Genomic DNA, 20,587 nt, shown 5'->3' with positions numbered 1-20,587 from the left:
AAACCGCGCGCCCGCCCCGTCTCATTGGCTAGCTTTGCCGCCGTGGGCGAGCTTCTGGGACGCGTGCTGGTCGTGGATGACGACGAGGTCATCCGGCAGCTCATAGCGGTCAACCTGACCCTGGAGGGGTTCGAGGTCGAGACCGCGTACGACGGGCAGGACTGCTTGGACCGCGTCCATGACGTGGATCCCGATGTGATCACGCTCGACGTGATGATGCCGCGCCTTGATGGCTGGGAGACGGCCACGCGGCTGCGGGAGGACCCGAGCACCCGGCACATCAAGGTCATGCTCATCACCGCTCGTGCCCAGGAGGACGACCGCAGGCGGGGTTACGACATCGGCGTCGACGCCTATCTCACCAAGCCGTTCGACCCGGCCGAGCTGATCCAGATCGTACGGGACCTGGCCAAGAGCCCCGGCGCGCTCTGAGCGGGGCCGGGCGTACGGCGCGGGCGTGATCAGGCCGCGCGGACGGACACGTCCTCGGCCGCCGTGTCGATGAAGCGGGCCAGCCGGGCGGGGTTGGCGAGCACGGTGAGATGGCCTCGGCCCTGGATGTGGAAGAGGCTGCCGTCGGCGCAGGCCCGCAGGAACGCCAGTTCGTCGACCCGGAAGTGATCGCGGGCGCCGTTCACCAGCCAGACCCGGCCGGGGTAGGCGGCCAGCGAGGCGAGGGGGTCTTCCGCCGTGACCGCCGCGACGACGGACGCCACGACCTCGCTGCTCAGCCCGCCCTCGATCATGGCTTCGCCGGCGGCCCCGGGCAGCATGCGGCGCAGCGCGAAGCGGCTCACCCGGTCGGCGAGCCTGGGATTGCGGGCGGCCAGGCGCCCGGCGAACCGGTAGACGTCCGCCATGGGCCCGTCCGGCCGGGCCGTGCAGCCCATCGCGACCAGGCCGGCGACCAGGCCGGGATGCCGGGCCGCGGTGGCGATGCCCACGTAGCCGCCGAGGGACAGCCCCACGACGAGGGCCCGCCCGCCCAGGTCGTTGATCGTCTCCGCGACGACGTCGCAGGCCGACTCCGTGTCGTACGGCAGGCCGCGGCGGCGGCCGTGGCCGGGCAGGTCGGGCGCGGCGGACGGAGCCCGCAGCAGCGCCCTGACCGGGGACCACATCGTGCCGCTCAACCGGATGCCGTGAATGAAGACCACCGGCAGGCTCATGACGCACCTCCTCCCATCACAACGCAACGTTGCGTTGCATATGTCATTAAAACACAACGGTGCGTTGCAGTAAGCTCCCCCGCATGGCCCCACGCAAGAAGGACGACATCCTCAACGCCGCACTGAGCCTGCTGGCGGAGAAGGGCTACGAGGGCCTGACGATCGAGGGCGTGGCCGAACGGTCGGGGGTCAACAAGACGACGATCTACCGGTGGTGGCCGTCGAAGGCCGCGCTGCTCGGCGCGGCGCTGGTCGAGGCGCGGACGCTCGACTTCGACGTGCCCGACACCGGGAGCCTGCGGGGCGACCTGCAGGCGCTGCTGGACGGCCTGGCCTGGCTGCTGACCACTCCCCCGGCGGCGGACATCGCCGTCGCGGCGCTCGGCGCGGCCGTCAACAGCCCCGAGCTGGCGGAGGCGGCCAAGGGCTTCTTCGCCGACCGGTTCGCCAGGGAGCAGCCGATCTTCGAACGGGCACGGGAACGCGGCGAGCTCGGCGACTCCGCCGACCCGATGATGATCATGGATTTGCTCGCCGGCGCGGTCTGGCTGCGGGTGGTATTCCGGCAATTGCCTCTGGACGATGGCTTTACCGAGCGGGTGGTGAACGCCGTACTCGATGGGGTAGGGCGGCCAGGGGATCCGAAGGCGGGCCGACCGGCGCGGGCCGGCGGCTGACCGGACGGATCGACCTGACGGCCCGGCCGGGAATGCCACTGGCGGGCCCTCCGCGACGGGTTCGCGGTGCCGCGCGCTCCATGCGCGTCCGCGTACGCCCGGCGCGTCCTTCCCGCGGACGTTCCGCGCCACGGTCGCGTCCGCTCACGTCATGCGCGCACATTCCAGCCGCGCCGCCCACGCCAGGCCGCACCGTGCCATTGCACCGGGTCGTGTCGTGCTCCGGCGCGGGGTGGAGGGAGCACACCGATGACCATCTCCAGCAAGCCGCCGAAACCTCATCGCAGACGGCCCCGGCTTCTGCTCGGAATCGCCGCGGCGCTCACCGTCGCCACCGGAGCCGGCCTCGCCGCCGCGAGCGCACCGGGGCAGGACCAGACGCCGTACGCCCAGGGGGGACAGCTCCGGTCGGGTCCCGAGCAGTTCGGCATGACCGAGCTCGCGCTGCTCCATCTCGGACCGGCCGGCCAGCGCAGCCGGGCCGGCGACTACCAGACCTTCACCAGCCAGACCGGCGCGGTGGAGTCGGTGCGGAGCGGCGCCGTGACGGTGGACGGCCGCACCTACACGGTCGACGAGTCGACCAGGGTCGTCGCGGACTCAAAGGGCCTGCAGGGGATCCAGCAGGGCGACCAGGTGTGGGTCATCGGCACGACCGGCGACAGCCCGCGGGCGATCATCGTCGCGGACGCCAGCCGCCCGGCCCTGCCGGGGCACGGCGGAGGCACCGCGCCCCCGGAGCAGACCCCGCAGACGCCGACGGCGCCCGCCACGCCGGGCGAGACCGGCACGCCTGAGGAGTCGCCGTCGCCGGAGACGGTCGAGCCCACCGAGTGACGTACGCCCGGCCGTGGGCGGGGACCGGTAGCGGCCCCCGCCCTGGGCGTGACGGCGTGACGGGTCAGGACGTGGCGAACGTGAACCAGTTGAGGTTGACGAAGTCGGCCGGCTGGCCGCTGCTGAAGGTGATGTAGACGGTGTGGGTGCCGGTCGTCGGCGCGATGTTGGCCGGCACGGTCGTCCAGCTCTGCCAGCCGCCGGTGTTGGCGACGGCGAAGTCGCCGATCGGGGTCGCCGTCGGGCTGTCGAGCCTGACCTGTACGAGGCCGCTCACGCCGGCCGCCGCACCGGAGGCGACCCTGGCCTTGAACTGCCGCGCCGCCGTCGAGCCGAAGTTCACTCCGTCGAAGCGCAGCCAGTCGCCGTTGGAGATGTAGGCGACGTTCTGCCCGCCGCCGGTGTCCTGGGTCGCCTCAAGCTGCGTGCCGCTCTGCGCCTGGTAGTTCTCCGCCTGGATGGTCGAGCGCGCGTCCACGCCACCGCCGGTCGGCGGGGGCGAGCTCGGCGGCGGGCTGCTCGTCGCGCCGCTCTGCCACACGGCCACGTAGTCGACCACCATCGGCCGTCCGGACACGGTGGCGGACGTGGGCGTGGAGAACCCGGCGACGCCGTTGGGGAAGCCGCCGCCCATGGCGACGTTGAGCAGGAGGAAGTAGCCGGAGTGGGAGGTCATGTTCGACCACGTCGTGGCGTCGAGCTGGCTCTGGCTGATGCTGTGGAACTGCTGGCCGTCCACGTACCACCGGAGCTGGTTGGGGGTGACGCTGCGGTCCCACTCGAAGCGGTAGGTGTGGAAGGCCGACTGGCAGGTCGAGCCCGGGCAGGCCCGGCTGGCGCCGATGCCGTTGGTCTCGCCGCACGCCCCGCCGGGGTTCACGCCGCAGTGCAGCACGCCCCAGACCGAGTTGATGCCGTTGACGTTCTCCATGATGTCGAACTCGCCGATGGCCGGCCAGTTCTGGTAGTTGCCGCGGTAGGGCGAGCCCAGCGCCCAGAAGGCCGGCCAGTAGCCGAGGGCGGCATTGCCCGTCACGTTCGGCATCTGGATGCGGCCCTCGATCCGCAGGATCCGCCCGGCCTCCGGCTTGAAGTCCGTACGGCGGGTCTCGATCCGGGCGGAGGTCCAGTTCTGGCCGCTGCCGATCGGCGTGATGCGCAGGTTGCCGGAGCCGTCCAGGCTGACGTTGGCCGGGTCGGCCGTGTAGTTCTGGATCTCGCCGGTGCCCCAGTTGCCCGGGCCTCCGGGGTACGAGTGACCGGTGTCGATGATCCAGTTGGTGGACGACGGAAGCGTTCCGGCCGCGCCGTTGAAGTCATCCGACCAGACGAGCGACCAGCCGGACGGCGTCGCGGGCACCGACGCGTCGGCGGGCCGTACGGCGAGGGCCAGGACCGCGGCGGCCACGGCGAGCAGCGCCAGCGCCGAGCGCCGCCATGGGGAGTGGAGCACACGCATGAGTACCTCTCTCCTCGGTCCGGTCGTCGCGGCGGGGGGATTGGGGGGTTGCGGGTGGCCTCACGCAGCGGAGACGGCGAACGTCCGCGGGGCCGGACGGCGGTGTCCGGAGAGGGTCGTGAGGGCCCGCGCACCGCGATCGCGGACCGCTTGAGCGACACTGTCCCCTCTGAATCTCACGCCCGTCAAGAGGATCTGTGAAATCCAAGAGAGCGTTCTCAGCACACGACACCCGGTGTAGGCGGCGATGAGAGAGCGCTCTCCAATTCACTTCCTGCGAGGACCCGGAGGCACCCCGCCATCGATGTCAAGAGACCTGCGGCAGGCGGAGCCTGGTCGCGCCCAGCGTGCCCAGCAGCGCGGTCGCGGCCAGGACCAGGGCGGTCTCGTGGAAGCCCGTGAGCGGCGAGCCCGTCGCCGCGCCGCGGGTGGTGAAGAACGTGACGAGCAGGGCGATCCCGAACGATCCCGCGAGCCGCTGCGCCACGCTGAACAGCGTGTTGGCGTCGGGGACGCGTTCCGGCGCCAGGCCGCCCAGCAGCGAGATCACCAGCGGCTGGCTCGTGAACCCGATGGCCAGGCCGCGTCCGCACAGGACGAGCGTGGTGAGCCACACGGGCGTGTCCGGCGTGAACAGCGCCATCAGCCCGGTCATCACCGTCAGGAGCACCATCCCGAGCACCACCGCGAACCGCACCGACCGCCGCTCGGCCACCCTCTGGCCGAGCGGGGCGGACAGTCCCATGGCCAGGCCCTGCGGCAGGAGCGCGAGCCCGGTGACGAGGCTGGAGTGGTGCTGGATCGTCTGGAGATAGAGCGGCGCGAGGAACAGCACGGCGAACAGCACGACACTCGACACCGCGCACAGCGCGAGGGTCGCCGCCCGCGCCCCGTCCCGCACCAGGTCGAGCGCCAGGGCGGCCCGCGGGCGGCGGCGGGCCCACAGCACGTAGGCGGCCAGGAGCGCCAGACCGGCCGGCCATGACGGGGTGGCCCAGCCGTGGGCCGCCACCCGTTCGACTCCATAGGTCGCCAGCCCGAGTCCGGTCGCCAGCAGGACCAGCCCCGGCAGGTCCGGCCGTACGGCGCGGTCGCCCCGCACGCCGAGACCCGCCCGATAGGCCGCGAACGCGCCGGGCAGGGCGAGCAGCCCGATCGGCAGGTTGATCAGGAAGATCGAGCGCCAGCCGTACGCGCCGATCAGCAGGCCGCCCAGGGAGACGCCGAGGGCGGGCGCCGCGAAGAACGCGAGACCCGCGGCGAGCGGCACCCTGCCGCGCGCGCCCGTCGCGGCTCCGCCCTCCCCGATGAGCAGGCCGATCGCCAGCGGGACGAGCGGCGCGCCGCCCAGGCCCTGCAGTGCCCTGCAGCAGATCAGCGTGCCGGCGTCGGGGCTCAGCGCGCACGCGGCGGACGCGAGCGTGAACAGGACCAGGCTGCCGATGTACGTCGGAACCAGCCCGAACCTTCTGGCCAGGTAGGACGTCAGGCCAAGGCCGACCGCCAGGGCGAGCAGGTAGCCGCTCACGGCCCACTGCACGACGTCCAGAGGCCGGCCGAGCTCGCGGGTCAGGTCGGGCACCGCGAGGTTGACCACCGACGAGTCGACCATCGACAGGATCGGGCCCGCGACGAGCCCGAGCGACATCAGGCGGGTGGGCCCGCCGGCCCCGGCGCCCGTCGTCATGCCGACTCCCCCGGCGACGGCGACCGCTGCGGGAGCGCCGCCTCCAGCTCGTCCAGCCAGGCCAGTTCGAGCCGGTGGCGCTCGATGTTGAAGCGGAGGACGCGCAGGCCCCACGGCTCGTGTCCGGCCGCCGCGGCCATCTCCTCCTGCGCCGCCAGCGAGTGCTCCACGCACTCCCGGCGCACCTCGATGATCCTGCGGCGGTCGAGCTCGGGCAGCAGGTCGAACAGGCCCACCCTGACCTGGAACTCCTCGTCCTTCGTCAGGAGCGTCGTGTCGGCCGTGCCCAGCAGCGCCCGCAGCCGCTCACGCCCCTTGTCGGTGATCCGATAGACGGTCCTCGGCGGACGGCCCGGGGCGGTCTCCTCCGCCACCTTCTCGATCTCACCGCGCTGCTCGAAGCGCCGCAGGGCGGGATAGAGCGTGTTGTTGTTGAGCAGGCCGCCGGTGACGCGTTCGATGTACTTCTTGATCTCGTAGCCGTGCTTCGGCGTGTTGAGCAGCCCTCGGAGGATCACGATGTCGGAGTACACCCGTCCAAATTAACCTAGGTTACGTTAACCGTCGAGAGGTCAGGCGCCGCGGCCCCAGCGGTAGGCGCCGTAGCCCATGAGCAGCAGGCTCACCCCGCCGGCCACGGCTCGCCAGGTGTTCCACGTGGTCCACCGGGCCGAGTAGTCCGCCCAGATCCGGGCGGCGGCCTCCGCCGGGTCGCCGTGGGCCGCGGCGGCGGCCAGGGCGTTGTTCATCGGCACGTTCACGGCGCCCGTGACCAGGAGCACGCCGACGACGTACACCGCGGCCGCCGCGAAGAACGGCCAGGCCGCGCCGGAGCGAGGGGTGGCCAGCAACAGGCCGCCCGCCCCCGCCGCGGCCACCGGGGCGAGGAGGAACGCCGCCAGGAACACCGGGTTCTGGATCTTGATGTTGACGGCGTTCATCGCGTCGATCGCCGAGGAGGCCGGCGCGGCGTTCAGGCCCGGCATGACCCCGACCGAGAACCCGAAGAACGTGCCCGCCATCCCGGCGGTCATCAGCATGGACAGGCCCGCCGCGACGGCGGCCAGAAGGTATGTCATGACGCCTCCGCCACGGCCCGGGCGCGGACACCGGCGGTGGAGATGAGCGGATTGTGCGCTGTCGTCGTCATGGCGATCAGTCAACCGGCGGGCCGCTCCCGGCGACATCGCCGAGACGCTCGACCGCATATGCGGCCGTCTACGATCTGGCCATGGACGCGCTGGCCGATCTCCTCGACGGCCCCCGGGCGCGGGGAGCCTTCCTGCTGCGGGCGACCCTGAGCCCGCCCTGGTCACTGCGAATCCAGGACGAGGCGCCGCTGTGCCTGGTCGCGATGGTGCGCGACCAGGCGTGGATCATGCCCGACGACGACCGGTCCGTACGGGTGGGGCCCGGCGACGTGGCGGTCGTACGCGGCCCCGGTCACTACACGGTCGCCGACGACCCGGCGACCACGCCGCAGGTGGTGATCCACCCCGGGCAGGTGTGCACCACCCCGGACGGCCGCGCCCTGTCGGGGGAGATGGACCTGGGCACGCGCACCTGGGGCAACGACCCGGACGGGTCGGCCGTGCTGCTCGTCGGCGCCTACCAGATGCGCGGCGCGGTCACCCGGCGGCTGCTGGCCGCGCTGCCCACGCTGCTGGTGCTGCGCGGCGACTCGTGGGACGGCTCCCTCGTCACGCTGCTCGGCAAGGAGATCGGCAAGGACGAGCCGGGCCAGGAGGTGGTGCTCGACCGCCTGCTCGACCTGCTGCTGATCGCCGTGCTGCGCACGTGGTTCTCCCGGCCGGACGCCCAGGCGCCGGGGTGGTATCGGGCGCACGGCGACCCGGTGGTCGGGCCGGCGCTGCGGATGCTGCACGCCGACCCGGCGCATCCCTGGACGGTCGCCGAGCTGGCGGGCCGGGCGGGCGTCTCCCGCGCCGCGCTGGCGCAGCGGTTCGCGAAGCTGGTCGGCGAGCCGCCGATGGCCTATCTGACCGGGCTGCGGCTGGCGCAGGCGGCCGACCTGCTGCGCGAGACGGACGCGACGCTGGAGGCCGTGGCGCGGCGGGTCGGCTACGGTACGGCGTTCGCGCTCAGCGCGGCCTTCAAGCGGGAACACGGCGTGAGCCCGCAGCGCTATCGGGAGACCCTGACCCGCCCGGCCGGCTGAAGCCGCGCGGCCACACCCGCCGATTCGCACGGACATCCCTCCAGCAACGCCCCAAGCGAGAGAACGCTTTCTCATCCATCCCGGGGAGCATGCCCGGCACCGGACGGCCGTCTTCCTGCGCCGATAGCCATGGGAGCGCTTCCACCAGGTGTAACACCATCCTCAGATAACGGGAATCGTTACTGATCCAGCCCTTGACGCCCTCAAGAGCGACTCCCAATCTTGTGCGAGAGCGCTCTCTTCATGATCAATCAAATGCGGGAACCCAAGGAGGGTTCATGGGCACTCCCCACGCGGGCCGCCGGATGGTCCGGTTCGTCGCCCCCATGCTCGCCGCCTCCCTGCTCACGCTCACGGCGTGCGGCGGGGGCGGGTCCGGCTCCACGACCGGCGGCGGCCAGTCCACGGAGAAGATCAAGCTCAGCGTCGGGCTCTTCGGCGACTTCGGCTTCAAGCCGCTCTACGAGGAGTTCAGGAAGACGCACCCGAACGTCGAGATCGAGGAGCGCCAGGCGGCGTACGCCGACCACCACACGAACCTCGCCGCGCACCTGGCCACCGGCGCGGGCGCCGCCGACGTCGAGGCGATCGAGGTGGGCTACATCAGCCAGTTCACCTCGCAGCCGGACAAGTTCCACGACCTGCGGCAATACGGCCTCGACAAGCGGCAGGGCGAGTATCTCGACTGGAAGTGGCAGCAGGGCCTCGCCCCCAACGGCGCGCTCGTCGGCCTCGGCACCGACGTCGGCGGCCTGGCCATGTGCTACCGCACCGACCTGTTCGAGAAGGCCGGGCTGCCGAGCGAGCGCGACGAGGTGTCGGCCCTGTGGCCCACCTGGGAGCAGTACATCGAGACCGGCAGGAAGTTCGCCGCCAAGGCGCCCAAGGACGCGAAGTTCTTCGACGGCCCCGGCGAGATCTTCCGGGCCATCATCGCCCAGGCCCCTGTCGGCGTGTACGACGCGCAGGACAACGTGGTCGTCGCCACCAACCCCGACGTGAAGAAGGCGTGGGACCTGTCGGTCCAGATGATCGACGCCGGCCTGTCCGCCAAGATCGGCGCGTTCACGCCGGAGTGGAACACCGGCTTCGCCAAGGGCTCGTTCGCGACCGTGATCTGCCCCGCCTGGATGACGGCGTACATCCAGGACCAGGCCAAGAACGCGGCCGGCAAGTGGGACATCGCCACCGTGCCCGGCGGCGCGGGCAACTCGGGCGGCTCCCATCTCACGGTGCCGAAGCAGAGCAAGCACCCCAAGGAGGCCGCCGAGCTGATCGACTTCCTGACCTCGGCGCAGAACCAGGCCGCGGTGTTCAAGGCGATCGGCAACTTCCCGTCGATCCCGTCGCTGTACGACCAGCCGGACATCCAGAACTTCACGAAGGACTTCTTCAACGACGCCCCCGTCGGCAGGATCTACTCCGACGCCGCGAAGAACCTCAAGCCGCAGCACCTCGGCCCCCGCGAGGGCGACGTGCGTACGGCCATCGGCAACGGCATCGGCCGGGTCGAGCAGGGCAAGCAGTCGCCCGACGAGGCGTGGGCCCAGGTCCTCAAGGACGTGGAAGGCATCAAGTAGTCCGTCGCAGGCGGGGCCCCAGTCGACCGGATCAGCGACCGGCTCAGCGACCGGCGATCGGCTCAGGCGATCCGATCCGCTCGGGTTGTCGGCGCCGGGGCCCCGTCCAGAGGAGGATCTCCCATGGCATCACCCCCGGGCGGGTCCCTGCGGACCGCGGCGCCCTCCCCCGGCGGCCCACCGGCCGCCTCGCCCGCCCCGGCGCGCGCGCGAGCGGCGTCGGGCCGGGGCTCCACGCTGCACCGGCTCGATCTGCACGTCTCGCCGTACGCGTACGTCGCGCCGTTCTTCCTGCTCTTCGCGGCCTTCGGCGTCTTCCCGCTCGTCTACACGGCCTGGGTGTCGCTGCACGACTGGAACCTGCTGAGCAGCGACAACCCCTTCGTCGGCCTGGACAACTACGCGGCGCTGTTCGCCGACGGCTACTTCTGGAACGCGGCGTTCAACACGCTGTCGATCGGCGTGCTGTCCGCCGTGCCCCAGCTGCTGCTCGCGCTCGTGCTGGCGCACCTGCTGAACCGGCCGCTGCGGGCACAGACGCTGTTTCGCATCACGCTCCTGCTGCCCAACGTGACCAGCGTCGTGGCCGTGGTCGTCATCTTCAGCCAGCTCTTCGGGCGCGACTTCGGGCTGGTCAACATGGTGCTCGACTGGCTCGGGGCCGGCCGGATCGACTGGCAGGCGGGCGTGGCCTCCTCGCACGTCGCCATCGCCGTCATGATCATGTGGCGGTGGACCGGCTACAACGCGCTCATCTACCTCGCCGCCATGCAGGCCGTGCCCAGGGAGATCTACGAGGCGGCGACCCTCGACGGCGCGTCCAGCCTCAGGCAGCTGTGGGGCATCACGCTCCCGATGATCCGGCCGACCGTCGTCTTCACGGTCATCGTCACCACGATCGGGTCGATGCAGATCATCGCCGAGCCGCTGCTGTTCGGCGCGCAGGTCAGCAACGGCGCGGCGGTCACGGGCGGCACCGACCGCCAGTTCCAGACCCTGGCCCTCTACCTGTACGAGAAGGGCTTCCGCAGCTTCGAGTTCGGCTACGCCTCGGCGGCGGCCTGGGTGATGTTCCTGCTCGTGGTCGTGGTCGTGGGCGTCAACTATCTCGTCGTACGGCGCATGCGTGGAGGACTCGATGCTTAGGTCGCTGCGCGCTCGTCCGCTCACCTATCTGACCCTGGTGGCGGTGGCGTTCTTCTCGGCGTTCCCCGTCTACTGGAGCGTGGTCGTCGCCTCGCACGACAACGCGGCGCTGGCCGAGGTGCCGCCGCCGCTGCTGCCGGGCGGCAACTTCTTCGCCAACGTGCGGCGGGTCTTCGACACCGCGCCGTTCGCGCTGGCGCTGCTCAACTCGTTCGTCGTCGCGGGGACGATCACCGTGTCGGTGATGTTCTTCTCGACCCTGGCCGGCTTCGCGTTCGCCAAGCTGCGCTTCCGCGGCCGCAACATGCTGCTGCTGATGACGGTCGTGACGATGATGGTCCCGGCGCAGCTCGGCATCATCCCGCTCTACATGCTGATGATCAAGCTGGAGTGGACCGGCACGATGTACGCCGTGATCGTCCCCGCGCTGGTCAACGCGTTCGGCGTGTTCTTCATGACGCAGTATCTGAGCCGCGCGCTGCCGACCGAGTTGCTGGAGGCGGGCCGTATCGACGGGTGCAGCACGGCCCGGCTGTTCTGGCACGTCGTGATCCCGGCCGCCCGGCCGGCCGCGGCGGTGCTCGGCATGCTCACGTTCATGACGGCGTGGAACGACTACTTCTGGCCGCTGGTGGTGCTCACACCCGACAATCCGACCGTGCAGGTGGCGCTGTCGCAGCTCGCCAGCGGCTACGTGCGCGACTTCACGCTCGGCCTCACGGGCACGGCGGTGGCGACCCTGCCGCTGGTGCTCGTCTTCGTCCTGCTCGGCAAACAGATCATCGGAGGGATCATGCAGGGAGCTGTGAAGGGATGACGGCGACGACCACGGCCACTCGGGGGACCGGATCGTCGACGATGATCTTCCCTGACGGCTTCGTCTGGGGCGCCGCCACCGCGGCCTACCAGATCGAGGGCGCCGCCGCCGAGGACGGCAGGGGCCCCTCGATCTGGGACACCTTCTCCAGGGTCCCGGGCAACGTCGCCGACGGCCACACCGGCGACGTCGCCTGCGACCACTATCACCGCTATGCCGAGGACGTACGGCTCATGGCCGGTCTGGGCCTGGCGGCCTACCGGTTCTCGGTGGCCTGGCCGCGCGTCCTGCCCACCGGGGCGGGGCAGGTCAACGCCGCGGGTCTCGGCTTCTACGACCGCCTCGTGGACGAGCTGCTCGCCCACGGCATCAGGCCGTACCCGACGCTGTATCACTGGGATTTGCCGCAGGCGCTGGAGGACGCCGGCGGCTGGGCAACGCGGGACACGGCGCAGCGCTTCGCCGACTTCGCCGCCGTCGTGCACGAGCGGCTCGGCGACCGCGTCCGCACCTGGACGACGCTGAACGAGCCGTGGGTGGCCGCCTTCCTCGGTTACTGCTCCGGCGTCCACGCCCCAGGCAGGCGCGACCCGGCCGCCGCGTTCCGCGCCGCACACCACCTGCTGCTCGCTCACGGCCTGGCGGCGCGGGCCCTGCGCGCGGCCGGGGCCGCCGAGATCGCGCTCACCCTCAACCTCTCTCCCGTGATCCAGACGGACGGCCACGAGGAGGCCGCATTCGTGGACGCGCTGCTGAACCGGCAGTTCCTCGACCCGGCGCTGCGGGGGCGCTACCCGGAGGAGGTGCTGGAGATCGCCGCCCGCCACGGCGGCCTCGGCCACATCCGGGACGGCGACCTGGCCGTCGTCCACCAGCCGATCGACCTGCTCGGCATCAACTACTACAACCCGTCCTTCGTGTCGGCCGCGCCCGGCGAGCCGGCGAACCCCGCCTTCCCCGGCACCGAGGGCATCCGGTTCGAGCCGCCGACCGGCCCGACGACCGCGATGGACTGGCCCATCGAGCCGTCCGGCCTCAACACCCTGCTCGTACGGCTGTCGCGCGACTATCCCGAGGTCGGGCTGCTCGTCACGGAGAACGGCGCGGCCTTCGACGACCACCTCACGGGTGACGAGGTGCACGACGACGACCGGATCGGCTACCTCGACGGCCACCTGCGGGCGGCGCACGCCGCGATCTCCGCCGGTGCGGACCTGAGGGGTTATCTCGTATGGTCGCTCCTGGACAACTTCGAGTGGGCCTACGGCTATCACAAGAGGTTCGGCATCGTGTACATCGACTTCGAGACCCAGCGACGCGTTCCCAAGGACAGCGCGCTGTGGTATCGAGACGTCATCGAACGCAACGGGCTGGGGAGTGCCTGACGACCACTGCCCGTCGTGAGCGGCCCCCGGACCGCGCGCGGCGCGGCGTGACTCGCCGGGCACGGCGAAGGGGGACTGCATGAAACGACCCACTCTGGAGGCGGTAGCGGCGCGGGCGGGAGTGTCCCGCGCCACCGTCTCCCGGGTCGTCAACGGGCAGATGACGGTGACACCGCAGATCAGGGATGCGGTGATGCGCGCCGTCGACGAGCTGGGATACGTCCCCAACTCGGCGGCGCGCAGCCTCGTCACCCAGCGGACCGACTCGATCGCGCTGGTCGTGTCGGAGCCGCCGACCAGGGTCTTCTCGGAGGACCCGATGTTCTCCACGGTCATCCGCTCGGCCAGCGTGGAGCTCGAGGCCGCCGACAAGCAGGTCGTGCTCATGCTCGGCGGCTCGGCCCAGAGCCACGCGAGGATCGAGCGCTACATCGCCAGCGGCCACGTCGACGGGGTCATGCTGATCTCGATGCACGGCGCCGACCCGCTGCCCTCGGCCGTCGCGCGGATGGGCGTCCCCGTCGTCTCGTACGGCAGGCCGCCCGTGCCGGTGCCCCTGCCGTACGTGGACAACGACAACGTGGGCGGCGCGGAGAAGGCGGTGCGCCACCTGCTGGACGGCGGACGGCGGCGCATCGCCACGATCGCCGGGCCGCAGGACATGATCGGCGGTCAGGACCGGCTCAAGGGTTATCGCGACGCGCTGCGCGAGTCCGACCGGCGGTCGATCGTCGCCGTCGGCGACTTCACCCGTGAGTCCGGCGCCGTCGCCATGCGCCACCTGCTGCAGGACGACCCGGACCTCGACGCCGTCTTCGTCGCCAACGACCTCATGGCCATCGGGGCGCTGCAGACCCTGCGCCAGGCGGGCCGCCGGGTGCCCGACGACGTGGCCGTGGTCGGGTTCGACGACATCGAGGCGGCCCGCTACACCGAGCCCCCGCTGACCACGATCAGGCAGCCGGTCATCGAACAGGCCGCCGCGATGGTCCGGCTGCTGCTCGGCCTGTTCAAGGGCGGCCCGGCCGACCCGGTGATCCTCCCCACCGAGCTCGTCGTCCGCGAGTCCGCCTGAGCCCACAAGACGCCTGAGCCCACGAGACGCCTGAGCCCACGAGACGCCTGAGCTCACGAGACGACGGGGGCGCACGACTCCCGCCTGACGAGCTGGGCCCCGACGCGGTAGGTGCGGCCCGCGCGTCCGTTCGCGGAATCCGACGCCGGGCCGTCGCCGCGCTCGATCTGCTGCAGCAGCAGGTCCATGGCGAGCTCACCGAGCTCCCGGGCGCCGTTGTCGACCACCGTGATCGCCGGCTGCCAGCAGCGCAGCCAGGGCATGTCCTCGTGACAGATCAGCGACAGGTCGTCGGGAAGGCGAACCCCGGCGTTGACCAGCGCCGGGAGGACGCCGAACACCGCCTCGTGGTTCGCCGCGAACAGCGCCGTCATCCGAGGCTCGCGATCCAGCAACCGGACGACCGCCTCGGTGCCGAAGCCCGGGTCGAACGGGCCTCGCTCGACGAGCCCCTCGTCGACCGCGATCCCCCGCTCGACAAGCGCCTGCTCATAGCCGGCGAACCGTTCCCGTCCGGAGTTGGTCGTGAGCACGCCGCCGATGAAGCCGATGCGTTCGTGGCCGAGGTCGAGCAGGTGGCGCGTGGCCTCGTACGCGCCCTCCCTATCGGAGGCGAGCACTGACGGGGCCGCGCTGTCGGCGGCCGCGCGGATGACGTTCACCACCCCCACCCCGTTCGACAGCAGGGTGTTGGACGTGGCGGCGTTCTTGCCCGTGCCGATCACGATGAGTCCGTCGACGCCGTGGGAGGCGAGCACGCGCAGGAACGACTCCTCGCGCCCGGCGTCGCTGTCGGTGATGCACAGCATCACCTGGTAACCCTCCGTGGCCGCCCGGCGCTGCACCACCTCGACGATCGTGTGGAACGAAGCGTTGATCAGGTTGTTGAGGACGATGCCGATGAGGTGCGACTGCTTCGACCGCAGGGCGCTGGCGATCCGGTTGGGCTCGTAACCCAGCCTGCGCGCCGCCTCGACTACGGCGGTCCGCGTCTGCGGCGAGATCAGCGGACTGCCGCTCAAGGCACGCGAAGCCGTGCTCCTGGACACCCCGGCCTCGGCCGCGACGTCCTTCAAGGTGATCAATAGAGTGCTCCGTTCCTGGGATCGATCCCATGCGATGACCATTGTGCCAAACCGGAACGCCGCCGATCGCACGTTTCCCGAGAAAACCTTCTGGGTTAAAACCTCATTTCGGGTCTTGACCAAAACCGTAGTCTTGATGGAACGTAGTGCAACCGATCCCACAGCAGGGGTCACGAGTGGACACACCGGGGACGTTTCATGGATCGCGACGACGTCGACTGGCACGGTTACTGGCCGGCCGCTCCCACTCCCTTCACCTCCTCCGGTGAGCTGGACGAGGACGCGCTGCGCGCGCTGCTGCGGCTCTACGTCCGTCAGGGCGTGCACGGCGTGCTGGTCAACGGGAGCACCGGCGAGTGGTTCAGCCAGAGCCCCGCGGAGCGCAGGCGTGTCGCCGAGATCGCGGCGTCCGAGCTGTCCGGCCGGATCCCCGTGGTCGTCGGGGTCACCGCCTACACCGCCGCCGAGGCCGCCGAGCTCGCACGGCACGCCGAAGCCGCCGGGGCCGACGGCGTGCTCGCCACGCCGCCGCCGTACGCGCACCTCGGAGCGGCCGAGATCCACGCCTTCTACGCCGAGGTCAGCACGGCGACGGAGCTGCCGTTCATGGTCTACAACTGGCCGCGCGGAGTCGCCGTCGACATCTCGGCGCACCCCGGGCTGGCGGAGCGCCTCGCCGATCTCGATCGGGTGGTGGCCATCAAGGACAGCACCGGCGACTGGCTGCGGATGCTGGGGACGGTCGAGGCCGTCGCCGACCGCGTCCGCGTCTTCGGCAGCTTCCTGCACCGGCGCGGCCTCGCCGTGCTGATGGAGATCGGCGGCGACGGCAACATCGACGGCGGGGGCATCGGCGCACCGTTCGCCGTCCCCTTCTACGAGGCCGTGCGCAAGGGCGACCGCGAGACCGCGCGCGTCTGGGCCGACCGGTACGTGGCGCTCTCCTCGCGGCTGATCAACCCCGACTACAGCGGCGTCTACGCCTCGCCGATCTCCCAGCTCAAGGCGGCCATGGCGATCCTCGGCCAGCCCGGCGGGCACGTACGGCCGCCGCTCCTGGAGATCGCCGACGACGACGTGATCAGCGCCATCGGCGCCGTGCTGCGGGAGTCCGGGCTGGTGAGCGCCCTGGAGGCGGAGGACGGAACGGAGGCGCGGCGATGACACGGACCGGGACGGGCACACCTCCGCGGACCGCGACGATCACGGTGGACGGGCGTCCGCTCACCGTCGTGGACGGCGTCAGCGTCGCGGCCGCCCTCGTCGGCGACGGCCGTTGGACGCTGCGCCGCAACCCCGTCAGCGGGGAGCCCCGCGGGCCCTTCTGCGGGATGGGGGTGTGCCTGGAGTGCGAGGTGACGATCGACGACCGGGCGGGAGTGCGTGCCTGCCTGACCCGGGTGCGTCCCGGTATGCGGGTCGGCACCGGCGGAGGCGACGACGGTGACCGCTGATCATTGGAACGAGCCATCCGGCGCCCCCGAGACGGTGACCAGGGACGTCCTGATCGTGGGCGGCGGGCCGGCCGGGCTCAGCGCGGCCGAGCGGCTCGCGGCGGCCGGGCTCACCGTGACCCTCGTCGACGAGCAGCCCGAGCTCGGCGGGCAGTACTACCGCAGGCCCGCGCCCGCGGTCGCCGAGCGGTGGGGAGACCACCGGCCCGAAGGCGGCGCGCTCGTCGAACGGGTGCGCGCGGCAGGGGCCGAGTGCCGGACGAGGCACACCGTCTGGGGCGTGGACGACGACGGGCGCACCCTTCTCGCGGTGGACGGGGAAGGACGTCCCGTCCGGCTGCGCGGGCGTTACCTGATCATCGCAACCGGCGCCTACGAGCGGGTCCTGCCCTTCCCCGGCTGGCAGCTTCCCGGGGTCGCCACCCCCGGTTTCGCGCAGCACCTCGCCGCGAGCGAGCACACGCCGATCGGTGAGCGGGTCCTTGTGGCGGGATCGGGCCCGTTCCTGCTTCCGGTCGCCTGCTCCCTCGTCGATCTCGGGGTGACCGTCGTCGGCGTCGCCGAGGCCGGCACGCCGTACCGGCCCCGGCCCGCGGCGCTCGGCGCGCTGCGTCACCCGGCACGCCTGCGCGAGCTGGCCGGGTACGTCACGCGACTGGCCCGCGCCCGGGTGCCGATCTGGCAGGGCCACTCCGTGGTCCGCGCCGAGGGGACCGACAGGGTCTCCTCGGTCACGGTCGCCGCCGTCGGCGACCCGGCGGCGGCACGCACCTTCCTCGTCGACGCGCTCTGCGTCGGGTACGGCTTCCGTCCCCAGACCGATCTGGCCCGCATGCTCGGGTGCGACGTGCGCACCGACGCCGTGACCGGCGACGCCACGCCGGTCACGGACCCGCGCGGGCGAACCTCGCGACCCGGCGTCTACGTGATCGGAGAGGCCGCCGGCATCGGCGGCGCGCCCACCGCCCGCGCCCGCGGCCTGCTCGCGGCCTTCGACATCCTCATCCGGGAGGGCCGTCCCCCGGCGCGGCGCGACCTGCTCCGGGCGGGCGCCGCGCTACGCGGCCTGGCCCGCTTCACCGAGCTCACCGGGCGGCTCTTCCCGAGCCCGGCCCGGCTGACGTCCTCCCTGGTCCCCCCGCTCCCCGGCGACACGATGATCTGCCGCTGCGAGGCCGTGACCGCGCGTGAGATCCGGGCCGTGGCCGGGGAGGCCGAAGTCCCCGCCCCTGTGGATGTGAACGCGGTCAAGGCGCGCACCCGCGCGGGCATGGGCCCGTGCCAGGGCCGGGAGTGCGGCGTGGCCGTGGCCGCGCTGGTGCGCTCCGTCGCCGGCCGGACCACCGATGCGAACGTCTTCCCGGCGCGCACGCCGATCCGGCCGATCCCGCTCAGGGCGTTGCTCGCCACGGAGACGACCCCGGAGACGACCCCAAAGACGACCCCGGGGGCCTCTCCGGACGCCCTCGGGCCCGCCACCCCCCAGGAGGAACGGCCATGAGCGGCGTGCTGACCGCGGACGCGGTGATCGTGGGAGCCGGCGTGCTCGGCGCCGCCGCGGCTCATCACCTGGCCCGGGCCGGGCACCGGGTCGTGATCCTCGAACGCGGCGCCCCCGGGCGCGAGGGGTCCGGGACCACGGCCGGCAACCTGCACATCCAGGCCGTGCACTCACAGCGGCCCGGGCAGGAGGTGCCGCTCGACAACGCGCGCTTCCTGCCGCTGCAGCGAGCCGCGAGCGAGCGATGGGAAACGCTGGAGGAGGAGCTGGGCGCCTCGGTCGAGTTGCGCCGCAGCGGTGGCTTCACCGTGGCCGAGACCCCCGGGCAGCACGCCGAACTGGTCGAGAAGCACGCGTGGGAGACCGGCGCGGGCATCCCGACCGAGGTCCTCGACGGCGACGCCGCGAGGGCAGCGCTCCCCCAGCTCGGCCCCACCGTGATCGCCGCCACCTGGTGCGCTCTCGACGGCTACGCCAACCCGCTGAAGGTGACCCCGGCCTACCTCTCCTCCGCCGCGCGGAGCGGCGCGCGGACGCATCCGTACTCCCCCGTCCGGCGCATCGACCGCCACCGCGAGGGCTGGCGGGTCACCGCGGGGCGGGACGGCGGGCTTGTCGTGGACACCCCGGTGGTCGTCGACACCGCCGGGCCCTGGCTGGGCCGGGTGGCCGCCATGGCCGGGGCCGCGCTGCGGATGTCGCCGGTCGCGATCCAGATGCACTCCACGGTGCGGCTGCCGCCCATCCTGCCTCACCTGGTGCAACACATCGGTGAGGGCCTGTCGGTCAAACAGGTGGCGGCGGGTAACCTGCTCATCGGCGGCGGCTGGCCCGCCCGGACTCTCGACCTGGAGGGCCGGAGCCTGCCGAGCCTGGCCAGCCTGCACGGCAACGTCCGGCTCGCCGCGCGGGTGCTGCCGTTCCTCGCGGACCTGCGGTTGCTCCGCATGTGGGCCGGGCCGCTCGCGGCCACACCCGACGAGATGCCGCTGATCGGCGAAGTTCCCGGGCTGCCCGGTTTTCTCGTCGCCGGCGGGACCTATGCCTTCACCTTCGCCCCCCTGTGGGGGGAGACGCTCCGTTGTCTCGCGGAGAGCAAGCCACCACCTGTGGACATCGCCGACCTCGGTCCCGGCCGTCTCATGGACCACGCCGACCACCAGGCCGACCACCAGGAAGAGAGGAACACCCAGTGCTGACAACGCTTCCGAGGAGAAACCTGGTCGCGGCGACGGCCGGCCAGACCAAGGGGCGGCCCGCTTCCGGCACCGTGTGGCTGACCGGCGGGCACGTCGTGGACGTGCGGAACGGCCGGGTGCGGCGCGACACGAACGTGGCGGTCACCGAGGGCCGGATCGAGCGGATCACCGCCGAGGCGCCGCCGCCCGGCGCCACGGAGATCGCGCTGAACGGCCGCTATCTGATGCCGGGCCTGATCTCCGTGCACACCCATCTGTCGGTCGTCTATCCCTTCTCGGCCAACGACGAGGCCGAAAACCCCGGGCTGACCGCCCTCCGGGCGCTGTCCCGCGCCCAGGACGCGCTGTGGGCGGGTGTCACCACCATCCGCTGCGTGCACGAGCAGTCGCGGGCCGACCTGCTGGTCCGTACGGCGGCCCGGGAGGGCTGGGTGGACGCGCCGCGTATCGTCGGTGCGGGCCGGGCGATCTCCACCACGGGTGGTCACGGCAAGGGCGGCGGTTGTTCTTACGCCGACGGGCACGACGCCTTCCTCCGGGCCGCGCGGGAGGAACTGGACGCCGGAGCCGACCACATCAAGATCTTCATTACCGGCGGCATCGCCCATCAGGGCGAATCGTTCGCGGGCGCGCAGATGACGGTGGAGGAGATGCGCGCCGTGGTGCGGGCCGCCGACGAGCACGGCACGTACGTGGTCGCGCACGCGGGGGCCGGGGCCGCCATCAGGGAGGCGATGGCGGCCGGAGTGCGCAGCTATGAGCACGCCTACGACCTCGACGACGCAACGGCCAAGGAGATGGCGGCGCGGCGGGTGTTCCTGACGCCGACGCTGTGCGTCACCCGCTGCCCCGACTGGATGGCCGAGCACGAGTTCACCCCCTGGCAGATCGAGAAGGCGATGGAGACCGGGCCCGGCCACCTCGCCAGCATCCGCCGGGCGATCGCGGCGGGCGTGGCCGATCCGGCGGACCCGGAGGCTCCGGGGATCACCTTCCTGGCCGGGACCGACTACCCGCCGGGCGAGCCCATCGAGGACACGGTGGTGGCCGTACGGGAGATGGAGTTCCTGGCCGAGGCCGGGCTGTCCCCGGCCCAGGCCGTGCGGTCGGGGACCCTCGACGCGGCCCGCCTGGTCGGCCTGGCGGGCGAGGTGGGAGCGGTCGAGGAGGGCCACGTCGCCGACCTCATCGTCACGGAGGCCGACCCGCTGGCCGATGTCTCCGCGCTGCGCCGGATCCCGCTGGTCATGCAGGCCGGACGTGTCGTCCGCGACGACCTGCCGGCGGCCGGCCCAGACGACGGCACGACCGGCGGCGCCTCATGAACCCCCGGCGTC

General features: G+C 72.0%; 20 protein-coding genes. 14 read left to right on the top strand and 6 right to left on the bottom strand.

The features are described 5' to 3' along the window. The first annotated feature begins 42 nt into the window (after window positions 1-42). Window positions 43-432 carry a response regulator transcription factor gene (locus OHB01_RS18690; RefSeq protein ID WP_244313084.1) on the top strand — a complete coding sequence of 130 codons (390 nt, stop codon included), beginning with the start codon at window positions 43-45 and terminating at the stop codon, window positions 430-432. Between the two features lie 29 nt (window positions 433-461). Here OHB01_RS18690 and OHB01_RS18685 read toward each other — a convergent pair whose 3' ends face one another. Continuing rightward, window positions 462-1,169 (bottom strand): alpha/beta hydrolase, encoded by a 708-nt coding sequence (locus tag OHB01_RS18685; RefSeq protein WP_328855747.1) that lies wholly within the window; start codon window positions 1,167-1,169, stop codon window positions 462-464. Between the two features lie 83 nt (window positions 1,170-1,252). On the opposite strand from OHB01_RS18685, the gene OHB01_RS18680 reads away from it, so the two are divergent. Continuing rightward, a complete protein-coding gene (locus OHB01_RS18680; RefSeq protein ID WP_142649298.1) occupies window positions 1,253-1,846 on the top strand; it encodes a TetR/AcrR family transcriptional regulator in 594 nt (197 codons plus the stop codon). A 249-nt stretch (window positions 1,847-2,095) separates the two neighbouring features. Beyond that, on the top strand, window positions 2,096-2,683 hold the full coding sequence (locus tag OHB01_RS18675) for a DUF5666 domain-containing protein (RefSeq protein WP_142649297.1): 588 nt from the start codon (window positions 2,096-2,098) through the stop codon (window positions 2,681-2,683). A gap of 64 nt (window positions 2,684-2,747) precedes the next feature. On the opposite strand, the gene OHB01_RS18670 is transcribed toward OHB01_RS18675, so the two are convergent. The 4 genes from OHB01_RS18670 to OHB01_RS18655 form a co-directional block, all read right to left on the bottom strand. After that, the gene (locus OHB01_RS18670) at window positions 2,748-4,142 is read right to left on the bottom strand and encodes a glycoside hydrolase family 16 protein (protein WP_328855746.1); all 1,395 of its coding nucleotides are present in this window, start codon (window positions 4,140-4,142) and stop codon (window positions 2,748-2,750) included. 307 nt (window positions 4,143-4,449) lie between these two features. Continuing rightward, window positions 4,450-5,829: a DHA2 family efflux MFS transporter permease subunit gene (locus OHB01_RS18665; RefSeq protein WP_142649295.1), complete on the bottom strand. Its 1,380-nt coding sequence runs from the start codon at window positions 5,827-5,829 to the stop codon at window positions 4,450-4,452. Next, window positions 5,826-6,362 (bottom strand): PadR family transcriptional regulator, encoded by a 537-nt coding sequence (locus tag OHB01_RS18660; protein ID WP_142649294.1) that lies wholly within the window; start codon window positions 6,360-6,362, stop codon window positions 5,826-5,828. Before OHB01_RS18660 ends, OHB01_RS18665 begins: the two co-directional genes overlap by 4 nt. Window positions 6,363-6,401: 39 nt before the next feature. Then, the gene (locus tag OHB01_RS18655) at window positions 6,402-6,908 is read right to left on the bottom strand and encodes an anthrone oxygenase family protein (protein WP_328855745.1); all 507 of its coding nucleotides are present in this window, start codon (window positions 6,906-6,908) and stop codon (window positions 6,402-6,404) included. A 152-nt stretch (window positions 6,909-7,060) separates the two neighbouring features. Between OHB01_RS18655 and OHB01_RS18650 the strand changes: the two genes are divergently transcribed. The 6 genes from OHB01_RS18650 to OHB01_RS18625 all read left to right on the top strand — a co-directional run bounded on the left by OHB01_RS18650 (window position 7,061) and on the right by OHB01_RS18625 (window position 14,011). Then, entirely contained in the window at window positions 7,061-8,008 is a 948-nt protein-coding gene (locus OHB01_RS18650; RefSeq protein ID WP_142649292.1) for an AraC family transcriptional regulator, read from the top strand. Between the two features lie 278 nt (window positions 8,009-8,286). Continuing rightward, window positions 8,287-9,588, top strand: a complete 1,302-nt coding sequence (locus tag OHB01_RS18645; protein WP_328855744.1) for an ABC transporter substrate-binding protein — start codon at window positions 8,287-8,289, stop codon at window positions 9,586-9,588. Between the two features lie 123 nt (window positions 9,589-9,711). Then, window positions 9,712-10,734 (top strand): carbohydrate ABC transporter permease, encoded by a 1,023-nt coding sequence (locus tag OHB01_RS18640; protein ID WP_142649290.1) that lies wholly within the window; start codon window positions 9,712-9,714, stop codon window positions 10,732-10,734. Beyond that, on the top strand, window positions 10,727-11,551 hold the full coding sequence (locus tag OHB01_RS18635) for a carbohydrate ABC transporter permease (RefSeq protein WP_142649289.1): 825 nt from the start codon (window positions 10,727-10,729) through the stop codon (window positions 11,549-11,551). Before OHB01_RS18640 ends, OHB01_RS18635 begins: the two co-directional genes overlap by 8 nt. Further along, complete coding sequence (locus OHB01_RS18630; RefSeq protein WP_240971677.1) at window positions 11,548-12,936, top strand: GH1 family beta-glucosidase; 1,389 nt, start codon at window positions 11,548-11,550, stop codon at window positions 12,934-12,936. Before OHB01_RS18635 ends, OHB01_RS18630 begins: the two co-directional genes overlap by 4 nt. 79 nt (window positions 12,937-13,015) lie before the next feature. Beyond that, window positions 13,016-14,011, top strand: a complete 996-nt coding sequence (locus OHB01_RS18625) for a LacI family DNA-binding transcriptional regulator (RefSeq protein WP_142649288.1) — start codon at window positions 13,016-13,018, stop codon at window positions 14,009-14,011. 53 nt (window positions 14,012-14,064) lie between these two features. Here the strand turns inward: OHB01_RS18625 and OHB01_RS18620 are convergent, their stop codons facing one another. Then, the gene (locus OHB01_RS18620; protein ID WP_222709667.1) at window positions 14,065-15,096 is read right to left on the bottom strand and encodes a LacI family DNA-binding transcriptional regulator; all 1,032 of its coding nucleotides are present in this window, start codon (window positions 15,094-15,096) and stop codon (window positions 14,065-14,067) included. 198 nt (window positions 15,097-15,294) lie between these two features. Between OHB01_RS18620 and OHB01_RS18615 the strand changes: the two genes are divergently transcribed. The 5 genes from OHB01_RS18615 to OHB01_RS18595 are packed head-to-tail and all read left to right on the top strand — an operon-like array spanning window position 15,295 to window position 20,575. Then, on the top strand, window positions 15,295-16,260 hold the full coding sequence (locus OHB01_RS18615) for a dihydrodipicolinate synthase family protein (protein ID WP_328855743.1): 966 nt from the start codon (window positions 15,295-15,297) through the stop codon (window positions 16,258-16,260). Then, the gene (locus OHB01_RS18610) at window positions 16,257-16,550 is read left to right on the top strand and encodes a (2Fe-2S)-binding protein (RefSeq protein WP_147944662.1); all 294 of its coding nucleotides are present in this window, start codon (window positions 16,257-16,259) and stop codon (window positions 16,548-16,550) included. Before OHB01_RS18615 ends, OHB01_RS18610 begins: the two co-directional genes overlap by 4 nt. Beyond that, window positions 16,540-18,051, top strand: a complete 1,512-nt coding sequence (locus OHB01_RS18605) for an FAD-dependent oxidoreductase (RefSeq protein ID WP_142649285.1) — start codon at window positions 16,540-16,542, stop codon at window positions 18,049-18,051. Before OHB01_RS18610 ends, OHB01_RS18605 begins: the two co-directional genes overlap by 11 nt. Further along, on the top strand, window positions 18,048-19,250 hold the full coding sequence (locus tag OHB01_RS18600; RefSeq protein ID WP_142649284.1) for an NAD(P)/FAD-dependent oxidoreductase: 1,203 nt from the start codon (window positions 18,048-18,050) through the stop codon (window positions 19,248-19,250). Before OHB01_RS18605 ends, OHB01_RS18600 begins: the two co-directional genes overlap by 4 nt. After that, the gene (locus tag OHB01_RS18595; RefSeq protein ID WP_142649283.1) at window positions 19,244-20,575 is read left to right on the top strand and encodes an amidohydrolase family protein; all 1,332 of its coding nucleotides are present in this window, start codon (window positions 19,244-19,246) and stop codon (window positions 20,573-20,575) included. The genes OHB01_RS18600 and OHB01_RS18595 overlap by 7 nt, the downstream gene beginning before the upstream one ends. Window positions 20,576-20,587: the final 12 nt, after the last annotated feature.

Source organism: Microbispora hainanensis (assembly GCF_036186745.1).
Taxonomy (GTDB): domain Bacteria; phylum Actinomycetota; class Actinomycetes; order Streptosporangiales; family Streptosporangiaceae; genus Microbispora.
Note: the sequence above shows the minus strand (reverse complement) of the source record. Positions and strands in the feature narration are given on the sequence as shown.